At 66.8% G+C, this 16,495-nt stretch carries 14 protein-coding genes; 4 read left to right on the forward strand and 10 right to left on the reverse strand.

Going from position 1 to position 16,495, the window contains the following annotated elements; translation table 11 throughout:
• Positions 1–242: 242 nt before the first annotated feature.
• Positions 243–692, forward strand: a complete 450-nt coding sequence (locus tag F3087_RS37360) for a hypothetical protein (RefSeq protein ID WP_150406865.1) — start codon at positions 243–245, stop codon at positions 690–692.
• Positions 693–708: 16 nt separating this feature from the next.
• Complete coding sequence (locus tag F3087_RS37365; protein WP_150406866.1) at positions 709–1,782, forward strand: DUF6348 family protein; 1,074 nt, start codon at positions 709–711, stop codon at positions 1,780–1,782.
• A 102-nt stretch (positions 1,783–1,884) separates the two neighbouring features.
• On the opposite strand, the gene F3087_RS37370 is transcribed toward F3087_RS37365, so the two are convergent.
• The 10 genes from F3087_RS37370 to F3087_RS37415 all read right to left on the reverse strand — a co-directional run bounded on the left by F3087_RS37370 (position 1,885) and on the right by F3087_RS37415 (position 14,441).
• Positions 1,885–2,235: a hypothetical protein gene (locus F3087_RS37370; protein WP_150406867.1), complete on the reverse strand. Its 351-nt coding sequence runs from the start codon at positions 2,233–2,235 to the stop codon at positions 1,885–1,887.
• Between the two features lie 371 nt (positions 2,236–2,606).
• The gene (locus tag F3087_RS37375) at positions 2,607–4,265 is read right to left on the reverse strand and encodes a dipeptide ABC transporter ATP-binding protein (protein WP_150406868.1); all 1,659 of its coding nucleotides are present in this window, start codon (positions 4,263–4,265) and stop codon (positions 2,607–2,609) included.
• Positions 4,262–5,128 (reverse strand): ABC transporter permease, encoded by an 867-nt coding sequence (locus tag F3087_RS37380; protein WP_150406869.1) that lies wholly within the window; start codon positions 5,126–5,128, stop codon positions 4,262–4,264. The genes F3087_RS37375 and F3087_RS37380 overlap by 4 nt, the downstream gene beginning before the upstream one ends.
• Positions 5,125–6,135 carry an ABC transporter permease gene (locus F3087_RS37385; protein ID WP_150406870.1) on the reverse strand — a complete coding sequence of 337 codons (1,011 nt, stop codon included), beginning with the start codon at positions 6,133–6,135 and terminating at the stop codon, positions 5,125–5,127. Before F3087_RS37385 ends, F3087_RS37380 begins: the two co-directional genes overlap by 4 nt.
• Positions 6,136–6,165: 30 nt before the next feature.
• Entirely contained in the window at positions 6,166–7,800 is a 1,635-nt protein-coding gene (locus F3087_RS37390) for an ABC transporter substrate-binding protein (protein ID WP_150406871.1), read from the reverse strand.
• Positions 7,800–9,740, reverse strand: coding sequence for an ATP-binding protein (locus F3087_RS37395; RefSeq protein WP_150406872.1), 1,941 nt, complete (start codon positions 9,738–9,740; stop codon positions 7,800–7,802). Before F3087_RS37395 ends, F3087_RS37390 begins: the two co-directional genes overlap by 1 nt.
• On the reverse strand, positions 9,737–11,302 hold the full coding sequence (locus F3087_RS37400; protein WP_150406873.1) for a carboxyl transferase domain-containing protein: 1,566 nt from the start codon (positions 11,300–11,302) through the stop codon (positions 9,737–9,739). The genes F3087_RS37395 and F3087_RS37400 overlap by 4 nt, the downstream gene beginning before the upstream one ends.
• Positions 11,299–12,534, reverse strand: coding sequence for an aminotransferase class I/II-fold pyridoxal phosphate-dependent enzyme (locus tag F3087_RS37405; protein ID WP_150406874.1), 1,236 nt, complete (start codon positions 12,532–12,534; stop codon positions 11,299–11,301). The genes F3087_RS37400 and F3087_RS37405 overlap by 4 nt, the downstream gene beginning before the upstream one ends.
• A gap of 41 nt (positions 12,535–12,575) precedes the next feature.
• Positions 12,576–13,721 (reverse strand): MFS transporter, encoded by a 1,146-nt coding sequence (locus F3087_RS37410; protein ID WP_150406875.1) that lies wholly within the window; start codon positions 13,719–13,721, stop codon positions 12,576–12,578.
• Positions 13,722–14,111: 390 nt separating this feature from the next.
• Positions 14,112–14,441 carry a hypothetical protein gene (locus F3087_RS37415; protein WP_150406876.1) on the reverse strand — a complete coding sequence of 110 codons (330 nt, stop codon included), beginning with the start codon at positions 14,439–14,441 and terminating at the stop codon, positions 14,112–14,114.
• On the opposite strand from F3087_RS37415, the gene F3087_RS37420 reads away from it, so the two are divergent.
• Entirely contained in the window at positions 14,434–14,988 is a 555-nt protein-coding gene (locus F3087_RS37420) for a cyclase (protein ID WP_150406877.1), read from the forward strand. The two genes, F3087_RS37415 and F3087_RS37420, sit on opposite strands and share 8 nt — an antisense overlap.
• Before the next feature lie 295 nt (positions 14,989–15,283).
• Entirely contained in the window at positions 15,284–16,288 is a 1,005-nt protein-coding gene (locus F3087_RS37425; protein WP_191094337.1) for an alpha/beta hydrolase, read from the forward strand.
• Positions 16,289–16,495 lie beyond the last annotated feature (207 nt).

Genomic DNA, 16,495 nt, shown 5'->3' on the forward strand with positions numbered 1-16,495 from the left:
TCGTCGGCAGTCGATAAGACCTGCGGCCGACCCCGCGAAGCGGGAGCATTCGCATCACCGCGGACACCGAAGGCGACCACTACTTATCCGACTCGGTCCACCCGTGAATGCAAGGAGTGCTGCGCGTGCTGTAGTCGTCCTAGTTTGCGCCAGAAGCCTTTTCGCGCCAAGCTGTGGGGGTCGTCATTGTGGGATGGCGGCGAATGGGGGTACCGGTGCGGGCTATGAGGTTGATTCAGGCTGTGGCGATCGCTGTGGTGGCGCTGATGTTCTCTGCGCTGCCTGGCTTTTCGGGGACCGCGGCAGCGGACACCGTGCGGGCGAAGCAGGTCGCCGGCGACTACGCCATCGTGAATGCGACGCTCGACTATCGCGACTTCGATGGATGGCTGAACAGGATCAAGGCCGACGCCTCGCCAGAGCTGGCGCGCCGCTTCGACGCTCAGGCGCCGGAGCTGAAGAAGGTCTTCATCCCGGCCAAGTGGGTGTCGACGGCAACGTTGATCGATGCCGGGATCCGAGCCGGGCACGACGGCATCTATCAAGTCGAGGTGCTTCTCGACGTCAAGACCATCACCACTATGGAACCGGCAGGAATGCGTTCGGCGATCACTTATTTCATCACGGTGGATGAGCACGCTGGATGGAAGATCACCGACATAAGCGGTGCAGACGACCGTCAACAGATGTGACGCAGCGTATTTCGTGATGAGTGAGGCATTGGTGTTCGATGCGGCGGTCGAGGTGGGAATCGCGGCGTTCTGTGCCGGGGACGAGCCGCCGAGTGACGATGAGGTATGGGATCGGCTGATCGAGACCGGTGTCGCGCCCTGGCTGGCCGAACGGCTGCTGATCTTGCTGCCGATGGCCTATGGACGGCGGTGGGTGTCGGACATCGCATACTCGGACGTGCTGGCGGCTCCCGGCGGCCGGGTGAACCTCTCGGAGGAACCGGTGTTCGTGGCCGCGGTGCGCCGCGCGCAACAAGGCGACCGCCACGAGTTCGACCGGATCGCACCGCGCAGCAGCGAGTTCAAAGTGATCAACGACGCCCTGCGCGCCGGTGGGAAACTGCCGGACCTGATCCTGGGCGAGACCCAACTGGTCAACGACTGGGAGCCGATTGAACCGGGGGACGGCGGCGTGCCCTCGCCGCGAGTCCTGTTCGAGCACTGCCTGCGGGAGCACGGCGTTGCGTTCGATGGTGCGGTCAGGTTCGATGCGCGGCTCTTGGTTCACCCATCACCGGTGGGTGTGGTGATAGCGCAGGTCGAGTTCGCGGTGGCGCACCCTGCGGCAGCCGGGTCGGCGCTCGTCGAGAGCGCCACTGGGCTCGGGACCACCTGGGGCGTGGCGATCGGCCAGGCGGTCAACACGTTCATGCTCGGTGCGCTGCACCCGATCGTGGCCGGCCTGCTCCGCCCCGGCAGTGCCGACGATCATGTCCAGCGGGAGCGTTACGAGCACCCGGACGGCGTGTTCGATGTGGTACTCGGACCCCAGATCAATATGTTCACCGACCGCCCCGTACCGCCGGTCACGCCGCTGTTCGAAAAGCTGTTGAACGCCCTCCGCGGAGTGCCGCTGACCCGAAAGGTGCACGGGCTACGACTGTTCATCGCCTATCGAGACGGCGAGCTGGCCACCAACGAGATACTGCTGGACTACGAGCAATGGCCTGGCGGCAATGCGGTAGTCGCCGACAGCCAGGCACCACTGCGCGACGGCTACGTCGCGATCCGAATCTTCAGCCTGCTCGTACCTGTCGACGCACCGGCCTGACCGTGGCTCGAGACGCCTAGGGCAGATACCAGGTGTAGGCGACGATCGGGCTAGTTGGCGTCCAATATGTTGTTGCTCATTGAGATCTACGGGCAAGCGGCGTCAATTCGGGTTCACGATCTTCCAGATCGCCTGCTCGGTGTCCTTGGGCGAGGTGCCGTCCCACGGGTGGTCTTGGAAGCTTTCGTCGGTCAGCAGCGTCCGGTACTTCGGCTTCGGCGCACCCTGGTTGGTGATGTCCAGCACGGCCGTCCGCGATCCGATCTCGGTGTGTTTGAGCAGACGCGCGATATCGGTGGCGGCCGGGCGCAGATCATCCGGACTCGTCGACCCTGACGCGTCGAGATCGACGGTCACCGAGACCAGGCCCGGCTTGTCCCGCATGTCGACCGTGTCCACCATGAAGAAGCAGGTCCCTGCCGGAAACCGCAGCTTCGCGATTTCCGCCGTCAAGAATTTCTCGTCCGCATTCTGAGACGGCGAAACCGGCCCGTTCCCGCATGCTGCGGCGCTGGTTGTCGTACTCGCCGAGGAGCTCGGCGCGGCAGTCGGTGTCACGAATTCGCCTGAACCACAGGCGGATAGCGCGAACACCACGGATGTGCCGACGGCGACGGCTGCGCTCCTCGAAGCCGAACAGAAGCGACCGGTTACCCGCGATGCAGGCAGCGTCGAAATACCCCGAATCAACATCAACCCCCGTGTCATGTCAGTCGCCGTCGAGGCGGACGCGACCACCCTCTCTGGTGCCGTTCGGTTTTGTCAACTTCCACGGCGTGCAGGGAAAGCGCGAAAGCAGATGCGTACGACAACCGAATCCGAATTCATGACCGGGCTCGCTGCGGGCCGGGGAGTTGGGGGACCGAGGCTATGAGGCGGCGGGTGTAGTCGTGTCGGGGGGTGGTGAAAATTGTTTCTACGTCGCCTGATTCGACTATTCGGCCGTCTTTCATGACTACTACGCGGTCGGCGGCGTGGTGGACTACGCCTAGGTCGTGGGAGATGAGGAGGAGGGCGGTGCCGGATTGGGCTTGGAGGGTGGCGAGTAGGTCGAGGATTTGGGCTTGGACGGAGACATCGAGGGCGGAGACCGGTTCGTCGGCGACGATCAGGGCGGGGCGCGGGGCGATGGCGCGGGCGATGGCTACGCGTTGGCGTTGGCCGCCGGAGAGGGTGCGGGGGTGGCGGTCGAGGAAATTGCGGTCGAGTTGGACCGCGTCGAGTACTTCGCGGACGCGGTCGGCTCGGTCGCGGCCGCGGATGCCGACCGTGTCCAGGCTTTCGCCGATGATGCGTTCGACGGTGTAGCGGGGGTCGAAGGAGCTCAGCGGGTCTTGGGCGATCAATTGGGCGGTGCCGCGGTGGCGGCGCAGTTCTTTGTCGGAGTATTCGCTCCACGGTTCGCCGTCGACGACGACGCGGCCCGCGGTCGGCGCGACGAGGCGCAACGCGAGGCGTGCGGTGGTCGTCTTGCCGGAGCCGGATTCGCCGACGATGCCGAGGGTTTCGCCGGCGAACAGGTCGAAGTTGACCTCGTCGACCACGGTGCGGGCGGCAGGTCCGGTGCCGTAGGTCTTGCGAAGATCCTGGACGGACAACACGATTCGGGTTTCGTCCACCGTGCGCGGGGGCAGCGGCTTGCGATCGTGGAGGTCGATGTCGGCGGACGGATCATCGGGGATGGACAGCGTCGTGCCGCGGGAGTCGGCCGAGGGGACGGCGGCGAGCAAGCGTTTCGTGTAGATGTGCGTCGGCCGGGTCAGGACGTCGTGGGTACTCCCCTGCTCTACGACCGCTCCGTTCTTCATGACCAGCACGCGATCGGCCAGTTCCGCGACCACCGCGAGATCGTGACTGATCAGCAGCAGCGCGTTGCCCGCGGCCTTGCGCTGCCGGAGCAGCTCCAGAATCTGTTGCTGCACAGTGACATCGAGGGCGGTGGTCGGCTCGTCGGCGATGATCAAGCGTGGATCACCGGCGATGGCGGTGGCGATCAGCACCCGCTGGCGCAAGCCGCCGGAGAGTTCATGCGGGTACTGGCGCAGTCGCCGTTCGGGTTCGGGGACGCCCACATCGGTGAGCAGCCGCACGCTGCGCGCGGTGAGCGCCGCCCCGCGCAGATCGGTCAGCGCGCGTTGGGCTTCCGCGAGGGTCGCGCCGATCGTGCACAGCGGGTCGAGGGACACGAGCGCGTCCTGGAGGACGTAACCGATATCGGAGCCGCGGATCCGCCGCCACTGCCGCTCGCGATACGCCCGCGCGTTCTGCCCGAATAGCTCGAGACTGTCCGCGCGGACGACGGCGCCGGATCCGGACAGACCGAGCAGGGCGCGTGCGGTCACCGACTTCCCGGAACCCGATTCGCCGACGAGCGCGACGACTTCGCCCGGCTCGATCCGCAGATCGATGCCGTGCACCACGTCGCGGCTGCCCGCTTTCGCCGGAAACCCGATGCGCAGATTCGTGATCGAGACCAGGCTCATGATGGCCTCCCGTCGTAGTGCTTCTGCCAGTGCCGGCCGAGCGAACTCACCGCGATGACGGTGGCGGTGACCGCCACACCGGGCAGCACCGCGATCCACCAGGCGTTGCGCAGATAATTGCGTCCCTCGGCGAGCATCGCGCCCCATTCCGGTTCTGGCGGTTGCGGTCCCATCCCCAGGAAGCTCAGGCCGGCCGCGCCGAGGATGGCGGTGCCCAGGCCGATGGTGGCCAGGATCGGCACCTGGGCAACCGCGTGCGGCAGGACGTGCCGACGCACCAGCGTGGCTCGGGTGAGTCCGAAGGTGCGGGCCTGTTCGACGTACCCGGATTCCTGGACGACGAGGGTCTGGGCGCGCACCACCCGGGCGAACCGGGGAATGGAGGCGATGCCGAGCGCGAAGATCAGGTTCGTGGTTCCGGGCCCGGTGAACGAGATCAGCACCAGCGCGAGCAGCAGATCGGGGAAGGCGGAGACCACGTCGAGGAAGCGCGTGATCAGCTCGTCGAGCAGCCCGCGGGCCAACCCGGACAGCAGGCCGAGCGCCGTGCCGACCACCACGGCGATCGCGACGGCGGTGACCCCGATGAGCAGCGAGTAGCGTGCGCCGTGCACCACCCGGGTGAAGACGTCGCGACCGAGATGATCGGTGCCGAACCAGTGTTGCGCGCTCGGCGAGAGTTGGGCGGCAAGCGGATCGGCGGCCAGCGGATCGTCACCGGCCAGCACGGCGGGCGCGATCACCGCGATGGTGACGAGGAGCACCATCAGCGCCGCTACGACAACACCGGGCGGGACACTGAAATTCCTTGCCCGCGTGGCGATTCTATCGACAGCCGCGCGCGGAATACCGACAGTCGTCATCGTGCCCCTCCCCCTCTGGCGTCCCGGCGCAGCCGCGGGTCGAGCCACAGGTACAGCAGATCGACCAGCGTGCTGATCACCACGTAGACCAACGCGGACAGGATGGCGACCGCGAGCACCACCGGAAGATCCTGTGCCAGAACGGCATCCACGGTCACCCGGCCGAGACCCGGCCGGCCGAAGACCTCCTCGATGATCACCGCCCCGCCCAGCAACCCGCCGACCAGCCAGCCGGTCAGGGTCACCGCGGGCAGTGCGGCGTGGCGCAGCCCGTGCCGCAGGCGCAGCTCGGTCTCGCTCACCGACCAGGAGCGCACGGTCACCGCGAACGGCTCGTCGAGCGCCCGCTCCAGCCCGTCGCGCAGCACCTGGGAGATGACCGCGCCGAGCGAAAGGCCGAGCGCGAACGCGGGCAGCACCAGGGCGGACAGGCCCTTGTTCGCGGCCACCGGAAAGATCTTCAACTGGAAGCTGAACACCGACAGCAGCACGATGCCGAGCCAGAACGCGGGCGTCGAGATCAACGCCAGCTCAACCGCATTCGCGACGGCGCGGGCTCGCCGCCGCCGCGCGGTGGTGGTCGCCACGACCACCGCGAACACCACCGCCACCAGCAGCGCGGCCCCGGTGAGCGCCAGCGTCGGCCCAGCCTGCGAGCCGATCACCTCCGACACCGGCCGTTGCAGAACGTAGGAACGCCCGAAGTCTCCGTGCGCGACGTTCCACAGATACCTGGCGTACTGCACGATCGCGGGACTGTCGAGCCCCCATTCGGCGCGGATGGCCGCCTCGATCTCCGGCGTGCGCGGCTGTTCGCCGAGCAACACGTCGACCGTGTCACCCGGCGCCAGCCGCACGCCGACGAAGGACAGGGTGGCCGCGCCCCACAGCACGCCGACACCCGAGATCAACCGCAGCAGTATCCGTTTCGCGATCCGGACCCGCGCATCGGGTGTGCTGTCGTCTGCGATGTCCACCACCGGCGGTGCGGCGATTTCGAGGGTCATCGACACCACACCGGTTCGCCACGCACCGCGTCACCCACGATCGATCCAGATGTCGTAGGAGTTCTCCGGAAGTTGTTTGTACGGACGGAAACCCGCGCCGTGCACGTGCGCGGCGGCCGCGATCTGATTCTCCGGAATGTAGAGCGGCAGCCCATACGCCTTGTCCACGAGCGCGAACCGCTGCAACTGCGCGTACTGCTTGGCGCGCTCGCGGTTGTCGATCGTGGCGGCGGCGGCCTGGAGCCAGCCGGAGAGTTCGGGATCGCCGGCCCGGCTGTAGTTCAGGGTGCCCTTCGAAGTCGAGGGGTACCAATGGTTTTCGATGTCGATGCCGCCGGTGAGCGTGTCGGAGTTGGCGATCGAGCCGAAGGTGTTGTTCTTGCGCAGTTCGGCGTAGGTGCCGAGATCGACGTAGGAGACCTTCAGATCGATGCCCGCGTTCTGCTTGGCCTGGGCCTGCACCGCCTGCAGCAGCACCTCGCGCTGATCACGGACGGTGGACTGGGCCTGGACCAGCTCGATGGTCAGGCGCTGGCCGTTCTTGGTCCGGAATCCGTCGGAATCCTTTGCCGTCCAACCCGCTTCGTCGAGCAGGCGGTTGGCGGAATCCTTGTTCGGTCCGTAGGCGCCCTCGATGCTCTTGTCGTAGAACAGCGCGTCGACACTGGAGGCGATACCCCAGCCGCGGGTGCGCTGGCCGCGATAGATCGACTTCAGCACCGCGTCGACGTCGACCGAATTGTTCAGTGCCTTACGGACTTTCTCGTCCGTGGCCGGGCCGAAGGTGGCGTTCCAGTACAGCGTGTACGGGCTGCCGTTGTTCAGCGAGCGCTGATACGTGTAGTCGGAATCGCCCTCGAACAGCGACGCGTCGTTACCGGACACGCCCTCGATCAGGTCGACCTGGCCGGAGGTGAGCGCACCGGTGCGCACCGACGACTCGGGCAGGAATCGGTAGGTCAGCTCGTCGAGGTAGGCCGGGCCCTGGTGGGCGGCGTTCTGCGGCGCCCAGTTGTAGTCCGGGTTCTTCTTGAAGTGCAGTTCCTGACCCTTGACGTAGCGATCGAGGATGAACGGCCCGGTGCCCGCGATCTCCGGACCACCGGCTTTGAGCTGCGGCTTGTCGAACGCGGCGGGCGAGATGATGTCGAAGCCGGAGGCGAAGTCGAGGAACGGGGCGTACGGGTTCTTCAGGGTGAAGACCACCGTTCGCTCGTCGCGCGCGCTCACCCCGCCGAGGTTGGACAGCGGCCCGGAGGAGAACCCGCCGGAGTAGGCCACGTCCTGCATGGTGGTGAAGTTGCGGGCCACCGCGGCCGCGGTCAGCGGATTGCCATCGGTGAACTTCACCCCATCGCGCAGGGTGAAGGTATAGGTCAGCCCGTCGGGCGACACCTCGTGGCCGGTGGCCAGCCAGGGGACGTAGCCGCCGTCCTGGGTACGGGCCAGCAGCGTTTCGTAGGTGTTGCGCAACATCATCCGGGTGTTGCTCTGCCCGTTGAGGTGCGGATTGAGCGTGGTCGGCTCGGTCTCCACGCCCCAGGTCAGCGAGCCGCCGCTCTTCGGTTGCGCCGAGGTGCCCGCCGTGGTGTCCGAGCCGCCGCACGCGGTCGCCAGCAGGGCCGTGGCCAGCAGGAGAGCTGTGGCCAGTCGTCGAGTCCGCATCACAGTGCGGCGCTCCTATCTTCGATGAGAAACAGTGCTTGATCAGTGGTGACGACCGCGCCTTCCGCCGCGGTCACGGTGACGATTCCGGGATGGGTCGCGGTCAGCTCGTGCTCCATCTTCATGGCCTCGACCACGCCGAGCAGCTGGCCCTTTTCGACCTGCACGCCCGATTCGACGTGCAGCCGGACGACGGTGCCCGGCATGGGCGAACGGATCTCGGGATCGGCCTCGGTGGCGCCGAACGAGCGGTACTCGGCGTAGCGCACTTCCCGCGACACACCCGCGACCTGGATGGCCCAGGCCTCCCCGGCGCGTCGGACCACACACGGTGCCGAACCGACCGAAATCGTGTCGCCGCCGGTTCGTACACACACGACACCCGGGTCGGTGGTGTCCGCGCGGACGCGCACCGCGTCGCCGTCGTAGCCGTTGACCCGGACGGTGAACGGCCGTCCGTCGACCGACAGATCGATGCTGCCGAGGTCGTGATCGGCAGGATCGAGCAACGCGCGGTCGCCGGTCGGCGCGCCCACCGACCACGGCGTCGCGCGATCGGGGGCGGTCAATGCGGCGGCAACGGCGAAGGCGCCCAGCAGATCTGGATCCGCGAACTCCGTGGTCGGGTCGATGCGGTCGAGGTAGGCGGTGTCGTGTTCGACGGCCGCCAGGATCGGCGAACCGAGCACGTGGGCGACGAATCCGAGGTTCGTGGAGATGCCGGTCCAGCGCAGCTCCGTGCAGGCCCGCCGGGCGGCGGCGAGGGCCTCGTCGCGGGTGGTTCCGGTGGCGATGAGCTTGGCGATCATCGGGTCGAATCCGCCGGTGACGGTCAGGTGCCGGTCGAAGGCGCGCTCGACCCGAACGTCCGGCCAGTGCGTCACTTCGAGCGCACCGGGACACGGCAGGAACGCCCGGAACGGGTCCTCGGCGTACATCCGGACCTGCACCGAGGCGCCCGAGTAGGTGATCTGCTCCTGGGTGGCGGGCAGCGGCTCGCCCGAGGCGACCCGCAGCTGCCAGTCCACCAGGTCGATGCCGGTGATCTCCTCGGTGACCGTGTGCTCGACCTGTAGCCGGGTGTTCATCTCGATGAAGAAGAACTCCTCGCCGACCAGCAGGAACTCGAAAGTGCCTGCGCCGACGTAGTTCAGCGCCTGGGCGCCGCGCACCGTCGCATCGAAGATCTGCGCGCGGATGGCGTCCGGGATGCGCGGGGCCGGCGCCTCTTCGATCACCTTCTGGTGCCGGCGCTGCAGAGAGCAGTCCCGGTCGAAAAGGTGTACGACGCTGCCGAATTCGTCGCCGAAGACCTGCACCTCGATGTGGCGCGCGTGCTCGACATACCGTTCCAGATGCAGGCGGCCGTCGGCGAAGGCCGCGGTCGCGGTCCGGGTGGCCGAGGCCAGCGACTCGCGCAGCTCGGCCGGGGAACGCACCACCGACATGCCCTTGCCACCGCCGCCACCGGCCGGTTTGACGATGAGCGGGTAACCGATGTCCACGGCCGCACGAGCCAGGGCATCGAGGTCGCCGCTCGCCTGCCGGGTGCCGGGCAGCACCGGCACCCCGGCCTCGGCCATCACGGTGAGCGCGGAGGCCTTGTCCGCCATGGTCTCGATCACCCGGGAACTCGGTCCGACGAAGACCAATCCGGCGGAGCGGACCGCGCGGGCGAAGCCGGCGTTCTCAGAGAGGAATCCGTATCCGGGATGCACTGCGTCGCAACCTGTTTCAATAGCCGCGCGCACCAACGCGGCGGCATCGAGATGGCTGCCGGTGGCGGGTAGTCGCACGGTGGCCACCGCACCGTCGTGATAGGTCAGGTCGCGATCCTCGTCGACGCTGACGGTGACGTAGTCGATGCCGAGGCGGCGGCAGGTCCGCGCGATCCGCGCCGCGACCTCACCCCGATTCGCGATGAGCAGCGTGCTGATCACAGGCGGAACACCCCGAAGGTGCCGGCGGCCGGCTGCGGCCGATCCCAGCGTTCATGCGCCAGGGACAGGCACTGGGCGAGCCAGGTGCGGGTGTCCTCGGGCTCGACCACCGCGTCGACCCACATCCGGGCGGCGATATACGCCGGGTGCGATTGGCGTTCGAAACTGTCGATGATCGGCTGTTTGATCGCCGCTTCCGCTTCCGCGCTCAACTCCTTGCCCTCGCGACGGAGCTTGTCGCGCTTGAGGATTGCCATCACCGCGGCCGCCTGCTCGCCGCCGACGCCGGTGGAGCGCGCGTTCGGCCACATGGCCATGAACTGCCCGCCCATCGAACGGCCGGACATGGCGAAGTTGGCCGCGCCGAAGCTGCCGCCGATCACCAGCGAGATCTTGGGCACCGTCGCGCAGGAGACGGCGTTGACCATCTTCGCGCCGTGCTTGGTGATGCCCGCGCGTTCGTATTGCTCGCCGACCATGAAGCCACTCACGTTGTGCACGAACAGCAATGGGATGCGGCGTTGATTGCAGATCTGAATGAAGTTGGTCGCCTTGAGCGCGCTGTCGGGGAAGATCACGCCCTGGTTCGCGACGATCCCGACCTCGTAGCCGGCGATCCGCGCGGTCGCGCAGACCATGGTGATGCCGTAGTCCTTGCGGTATTCCGTCCACGAGGTGGCGTCGACGACGCAGCGCAGGATCGCGCGAACGTTCATCTCCTTCTTCGTGGTGGCCGGAATCAGCTCCGGCAGCCGCGCCGGATCGTCGGCAGGCTCGAGCGCCGCGAAGGCCGGTGGGCGGACCTGATCGCCCGGTGTGCGCGCGACGATATCGCGCACCATCGCCAGCGCTTCCACCTCGTTCATGGCCAGGTGGTCCGCGACGGCCGTCTCACGCACGTGCAGGTCGGTGCCGCCGAGGGTTTGCGCGTCGACCTTGATGCCGGTGGCGGCCTCCACCAACTGCGGGCCGCCGAGGAAGACCGTGCTGAGGTCCTTCACCATGACCGTCTCGTCGCTCATCGCGGGGATGTAAGCGCCTCCCGCAGTACAGATTCCGAGCACAGCGGAGATCTGCGGCAGGCCGAGGGCGGACATCTCCGCGATGTTGCGGAACATCTTCCCGAGATGCTCTTCGTCCGGGAAGATCTCCTCCTGCAAGGGGAGGTAGATGCCACCCGAGTCGGCGAGATACACGCACGGCAGGCGGTATTCGCGCGCCAGTTTCTGCCCGCGCAACTGCTTCTTGATGGTGAGCGGGTAGTAGGTTCCGCCTTTGACGTGCGGGTCGTTGGCGAACACCATGCAGGGGCGGCCGTGGATGCTGCCGATCCCGACGATGAGCGCGGCAGCGGGCAGGTCGGTGTCGTAGACCTCGTGCGCGGCCAGCCGGCCGATCTCCAGGAACGGCGTGCCCGGGTCCAGAATGCGGTTGACCCGTTCCCGGACCGGCAGTTTGGCGTCGCCCGTCCGGCGGCGCGGCGCGACGATGCCCGCGTTGTGGTCGCGGAGAAGTCGGCGTTGTGCTTCGAATCCGGTGTTGTGCTCGACGGTGATGGTCATGCCGGTTGCTCCGCTCGATCCTGATGTGCGGCGAGACTCGCGTTCAGGGTGTCGGCGAATCGGCGAATCGTGTCGGGCTCCAGGTCGGCGCGCAGCATGAGGCGCAGGCCCGCGCTGCCGCGGCGGATGATCGGGAAGAAGACGGGCGAGGTGTAGAAGCCCGCGCCGAGCATGTCCCTGGCCACGGCGATGGTGGTGTCCTCCTGGCCGATGCTGACGAAGCGGATGGGCAGCCCGTCGCCGGCCAGCTCGGTGTCGACCAGCGAGTCGAAGAGCCGAATCCGTTCCTGCAACGCCTTTTGCCGTTCGTCGACCGTGCCGTCGTCATGCAGGTCGCAGGCCGCGACGATGGCGCCGAGCCCGGCCGTGTTGATCCGCTGGGACCACATCAGCGGGCCGCTGGTGCGCAGCAGGGTGTTCTTCAAGGCGTCGTCGCCGAGCGCGCCGAAGAAGATGACGCCGCCGCTGGCGCCGAAACCCTTGTTGAGCGAGGCGATTACGAGCGTCTTTTCCCGCCAGCCTTCGTAGGCGCCGAGAACATATCCCCGCCCCCTCGGGCCGAGGGTCGAAATGCCGTGCGCCTCATCGAAATACAGGAACAGCCCGTACTCGTCCTGGAGGCGGAACAGCTCCGCCAGCGGCGCTCCCCCGCCCGTGCTGTAGACGCCGTCGGCGATATAGGCGACGTGCGCATGGTTGCGGCACAGCTCTTCCAGCGCGGCAATGTCGTTGTGCGCAATGGTGATCAGTTCGGTCTCGTCCGCGACGAGCGGTTTCATCGCGTTCAGACAGAAGTGCGCGTTCTTGTCGAAGACGACCAGCGGCGGGTGGCCGTCGGTGAGCTCGCCGGAGGCCAGCAGCGGCAGGGTCGCCCAGGCCGCGGCGGCGCAGGACGAGACCGTGACGGCCTGTGCGCCGAAGGTCTGCGACAGGCGTTGCTCGGCCTCCTCCAGCAGTGCGAGCCGGATTCGCATGCGCGAAATGGAGGAATTGATGGTCGCGGTTTCCTCGAGTCCGCGGTGGGCGCCCGCGACGATGCGCGGGTCGCTGTCCAGGCCGAGGTAGGAGTAGGACGAGAAGTTGACGATCGTGCGGCCGTCACGGTCGTGCACGTGTCCGTCGCGCATGTCCGCTGCGACGATGTCGACCAGGCCGTGAGCTGCGCTGTCGTCCCAGAAGGAGTTGCTCAGTTGCAACTGCCGCCGGACGTTGGCGAATTGATGAGTAACCATTCCCCTTATTTCCTTCGTTGGCGTGCACGTCGATCGGTGAATCAGGAAGTGGCGGCGGGCTTCTCCGGTGCCGCCACGATGAATACGTTCGCCAAGGCGAGCAGGCTGATCGCGGTGGACCAGGCGATCAGCCCGGTCAGCGACGGTCCGGCCAGCGAGGCGATGCCCGCCAGGCCCTGCTGGATCAGCGCGCACCAGGTGACCGCGATCGCGGCGCCGGAGACGAGATGGCTGACCGCGTGCGCGGCGCTGTTCGGGAACAGGGTCGCCTGGCCGAACGTGGTCGCGATGTAGCCGGCGAGAAAGACCGGAAGTGCGATCGCCCGAGGGGAATCGAAGACCCAGACCACGGTGATCAGCACGCATCCGGCGAGCATGATCCACGCGCCCTGCCGCATCATGGCGTGCGCCCCGACGCGGCGCACGGTGCGCCGCACATAGGTCGCACCGGCCAGGTAGGCCGCGCCGTACAGGACGCCGAAGAGGCCGAATACCCACGGCTGCAACGAGAATCGGTCGGTGAAGATGAACGCCGACTTCTGCTGGATCATGACGATGACGGCGAATCCGATGCCGCCGGCGACCGCGCTGGCGACGAAGTTCCGATCGCCGATCAGCCTGCGCACCGTGCCCTTGGCCGGGGACTTCGCCTCCGGCTTCGGCAGCGAGATCCGCAGGGCGAGCGCGACGGGTACCGCGGCGAGCACGGCCAGCACCGCGAAGCCGTACCGCCAGCCGACCGTCGAGGTGAGGACGCCGCCGACCACCTGCCCGCCGCCGAGCGCGACGACGAACGCCATCGACAGCAGCGAAAGCTGGCGCGCGAGTTCGGCGCCCGAGAACAGGTCCTTGATCATCATCCGGGCGACGACGGCGATGCCGCCCGCGCCGATCGCCTGCACCACCCGCAGGCCGAGCAACTCCGGCGCGTTCGTGATCAGCGCGAGGCCCGCGCTGGCGAGGATGAAACACAGTCCGGCCGCCACGAACGCGGGCACCCGGCCGAATCGTTCCGCCGCCCGTCCCCAGGCGACCACGGGCAGCGCCGCGAACACCACGAAGACCGCCACCGACAGCTGCAGTGTCGCGTCGCCGGCCCCGATGTCGGCGCCCAGCGCGGGCATGCTCGGGAGATAGATGGTGGTCGCCATTTGCGCCGCGGCGACCGCGCTACACGCGGTCAGCACGATGGAACGGCTTCCTACCGGCGGGGCTGCGACGCTCCCGGATTCCTGCCGCACAGCCAATTCAGTCCCCCCTACCCAATAGAGTTGCGCCGCAGGTCAGTCGAGGCCCGGCAGGACAACGTCGATTGTCCGATTTTCGGACCTGAGGATATGGATACCCCGACCGAAGGCGGCGGCGCGAGGGTTAAAATCCGCTTGATTCTGCCGGAAGGCTTTGTCGCCCAGCGGGTTTCGCGTATGCGCGCAGGACCTTCCCCGGCCCGGTACGGCGCGGCATCCGTCAAGCCCCTGAATCCTTGGGCTGTCGAGGTCCACGACAGTCCGGGCAGCGGTACGGTCGGTTTTCTATACCGTCTACACTCCCGCGGCATTCCCCAGTCGGATCCCCAGTCAGCTTGCTTCATCTAGACAGTGCATTCTGCACATAATCATTATACCAATCAGAAGCATCTGAATTTCGGATGACTGGTTCGTTATTTCACTGCTCGCTGCCACGTCCGGCACATTGCGGTCGTCCGTGCGCCCGAAATATTCACGAGGAACAGCGATGAGAACACATTCGGCAAAATCCCTTCGTATAACCACAATTGCGGCCCTTGCGTCACTGACACTGGCGCCCGCGCTGCTGGCGGGGCCTGCTTCGGCGGATCCGGTGACGGTCAATTTCCAGTGCCAGGCCAAGCCGCCGATCGGCGCGCCGCAGGAATCCACGATGGCCATGCAGGTCAACGGCACGGCACCGGCAACCGCGACGCCAGGCTCCGCGGTGGCCATCAATCTGGTTGCGGGACAGGGACAGATTCCCGCGAATCAGGGCGGATACAAGATCAATTATGTGCGTGACCTGAAATTGATCGCGCCGTTCCCGACCAATTCCACCTACGTGTCCTCGTCGCTGTCCGGCGGCACCGTCCACGCGACGATCGACACCAGTGGAGGCAACGCGGCGATCAAGGTGACCGACCGGCTGCCCGGCGGCTCGACCTTCACGTTGCCGGCGCTCGCCGTGAACGTGAAGGCAGGCAACTCCGGCTCGATCACGACCACGCTGGCCGGTACCAGCTACACGAATCCGGGCTTGACCATGGTCGTCAACGCGCAGGCGGGCCCGTTCGCGGTGAACGTCCCGGTGTCCTGTTATCCGTCGCCGGCACCGATCTTCACCACGACCGTCATCGGATCCGCGGCGGCCCCCCAGCCTGCCGCACCGAGCGCGCCCGGAACCTTCACCCTGCTCCCGGAACTCGGCCTGGGCCAGGCGAAGTAACCATCACGGTCAGTGCGGTATCGACGGGCGCCCACTCGATACCGCACCCGGCGCACAAATCAGGCCGTCGCGGATCTCGACACTCCTGCGTCGAGTCGCGAATTCTGGCTGCCTGCTTACTGTTTGACCGGCGGTAAAACCGGATACTTTCGGTTTCCTTTGCGCAACAATGCCTTCGATTTCGGCATCGACGTAGCGCGCGGTCCGGTTCGCGAGCTAATCTCCCCGCACCATAAAGATCGAACGGGAATGCGACACAGGCCTTCCCGTGATTCTCCGAGGGGAGATCCCCGTCATGCGAGTCGCCATCCGAACAATTGTCGCGTCAACGGTTCTGCTTTTCGCACCAGCCGTAGCGCAGGCCGAGCAACCCGTGCCACCGGGCGGCTGCTCGGCGATTTCCTTCCCGCAACCGCCATTGGGAAACCTGGCCGCGACCCTGTGCCTGCCGAGCACCGCGACGAACACCGTCATGGTGCTGCTGCCCGGTTCCAACTACAACCACACCTATTGGGATTTCCTCTACCATCCGGAGACCTATAGTTTTCGGCGGGCGATGAACAATGTGGGGTACGCGACCCTGGTCGTGGATCGGTTCGGCACGGGTGCCAGCAGCAGGCCGCCCAGCGCGCTGCTGACCGCGACGACCTCGGTGGTCGCCCTGCACGAGCTCGTCGGCGCGCTGCGCCAGGGACAACTGGGCGGGCATGCCTTCGGCAAGGTCGTTACCGGCGGGCACTCGCTCAGTTCCGGGATCGCCGTCAACGAGGCCAGTACCCATCACGATGTGGACGGCGTTCTGCTCACCGGCTTTTCGCACAGCCTGGACGTGGTCGGCGTGACCGCCGTCGTGGCCACCTATCAAGCGGCCGCGGCGGACCCCAAGTTCGCGGGGCAGGGCTACGACCCCGGCTATCAGACGACGCGGCCCGGCACCCGCGCCGCCGATTTCCACGGTGCAGGCGCCGATCCCCAGGTGGTCGCCACCGACGAGGCGACCAAGGACGTCTTCGCGCTGACCGAGTATCCCGACGGACTCACCTCCACCGTGCCGCCGATCACCAACACCATCAACGTCCCGGTGCTGGTCGTGAACGGAAGCTCGGATCGGTTGTGCCTCAACGCCTGCGCGAACACGGCGACCCTGACCGCCGAGGAAGCGCCATACTTCAACTCCGCCGCCCGGTTACGCGCGTTCGTCCTCCCGAACAGCGGGCATTCGGTCAATCTGGCCCCGAACACCGCGGAATATCAAGCCGCCGTGAGTGATTGGATGAACTCGACGGTCCTGTCCCCGTAGAGTCGAATCCGGCTGTCCGACAATATGTTTCCCGATCCCGCGTCGACCCGCCCATCGGCTTCGACGCGGGGTCCGGGGAATCTCGACGCCGGGTTGCCCGCCTTCCGTAGCGCGGGTCGTAGGCATGATTCCCGCTTGCCGCAAATAGCGGACACTTGCTGACCGCTACTGGTGACATCGTGGATTCGTCGCCGGAAATCTCCGGTG

Origin of the sequence: Nocardia colli (genome assembly GCF_008704205.1) — a bacterium.
Classification (GTDB): Bacteria; Actinomycetota; Actinomycetes; order Mycobacteriales; family Mycobacteriaceae; genus Nocardia; species Nocardia colli.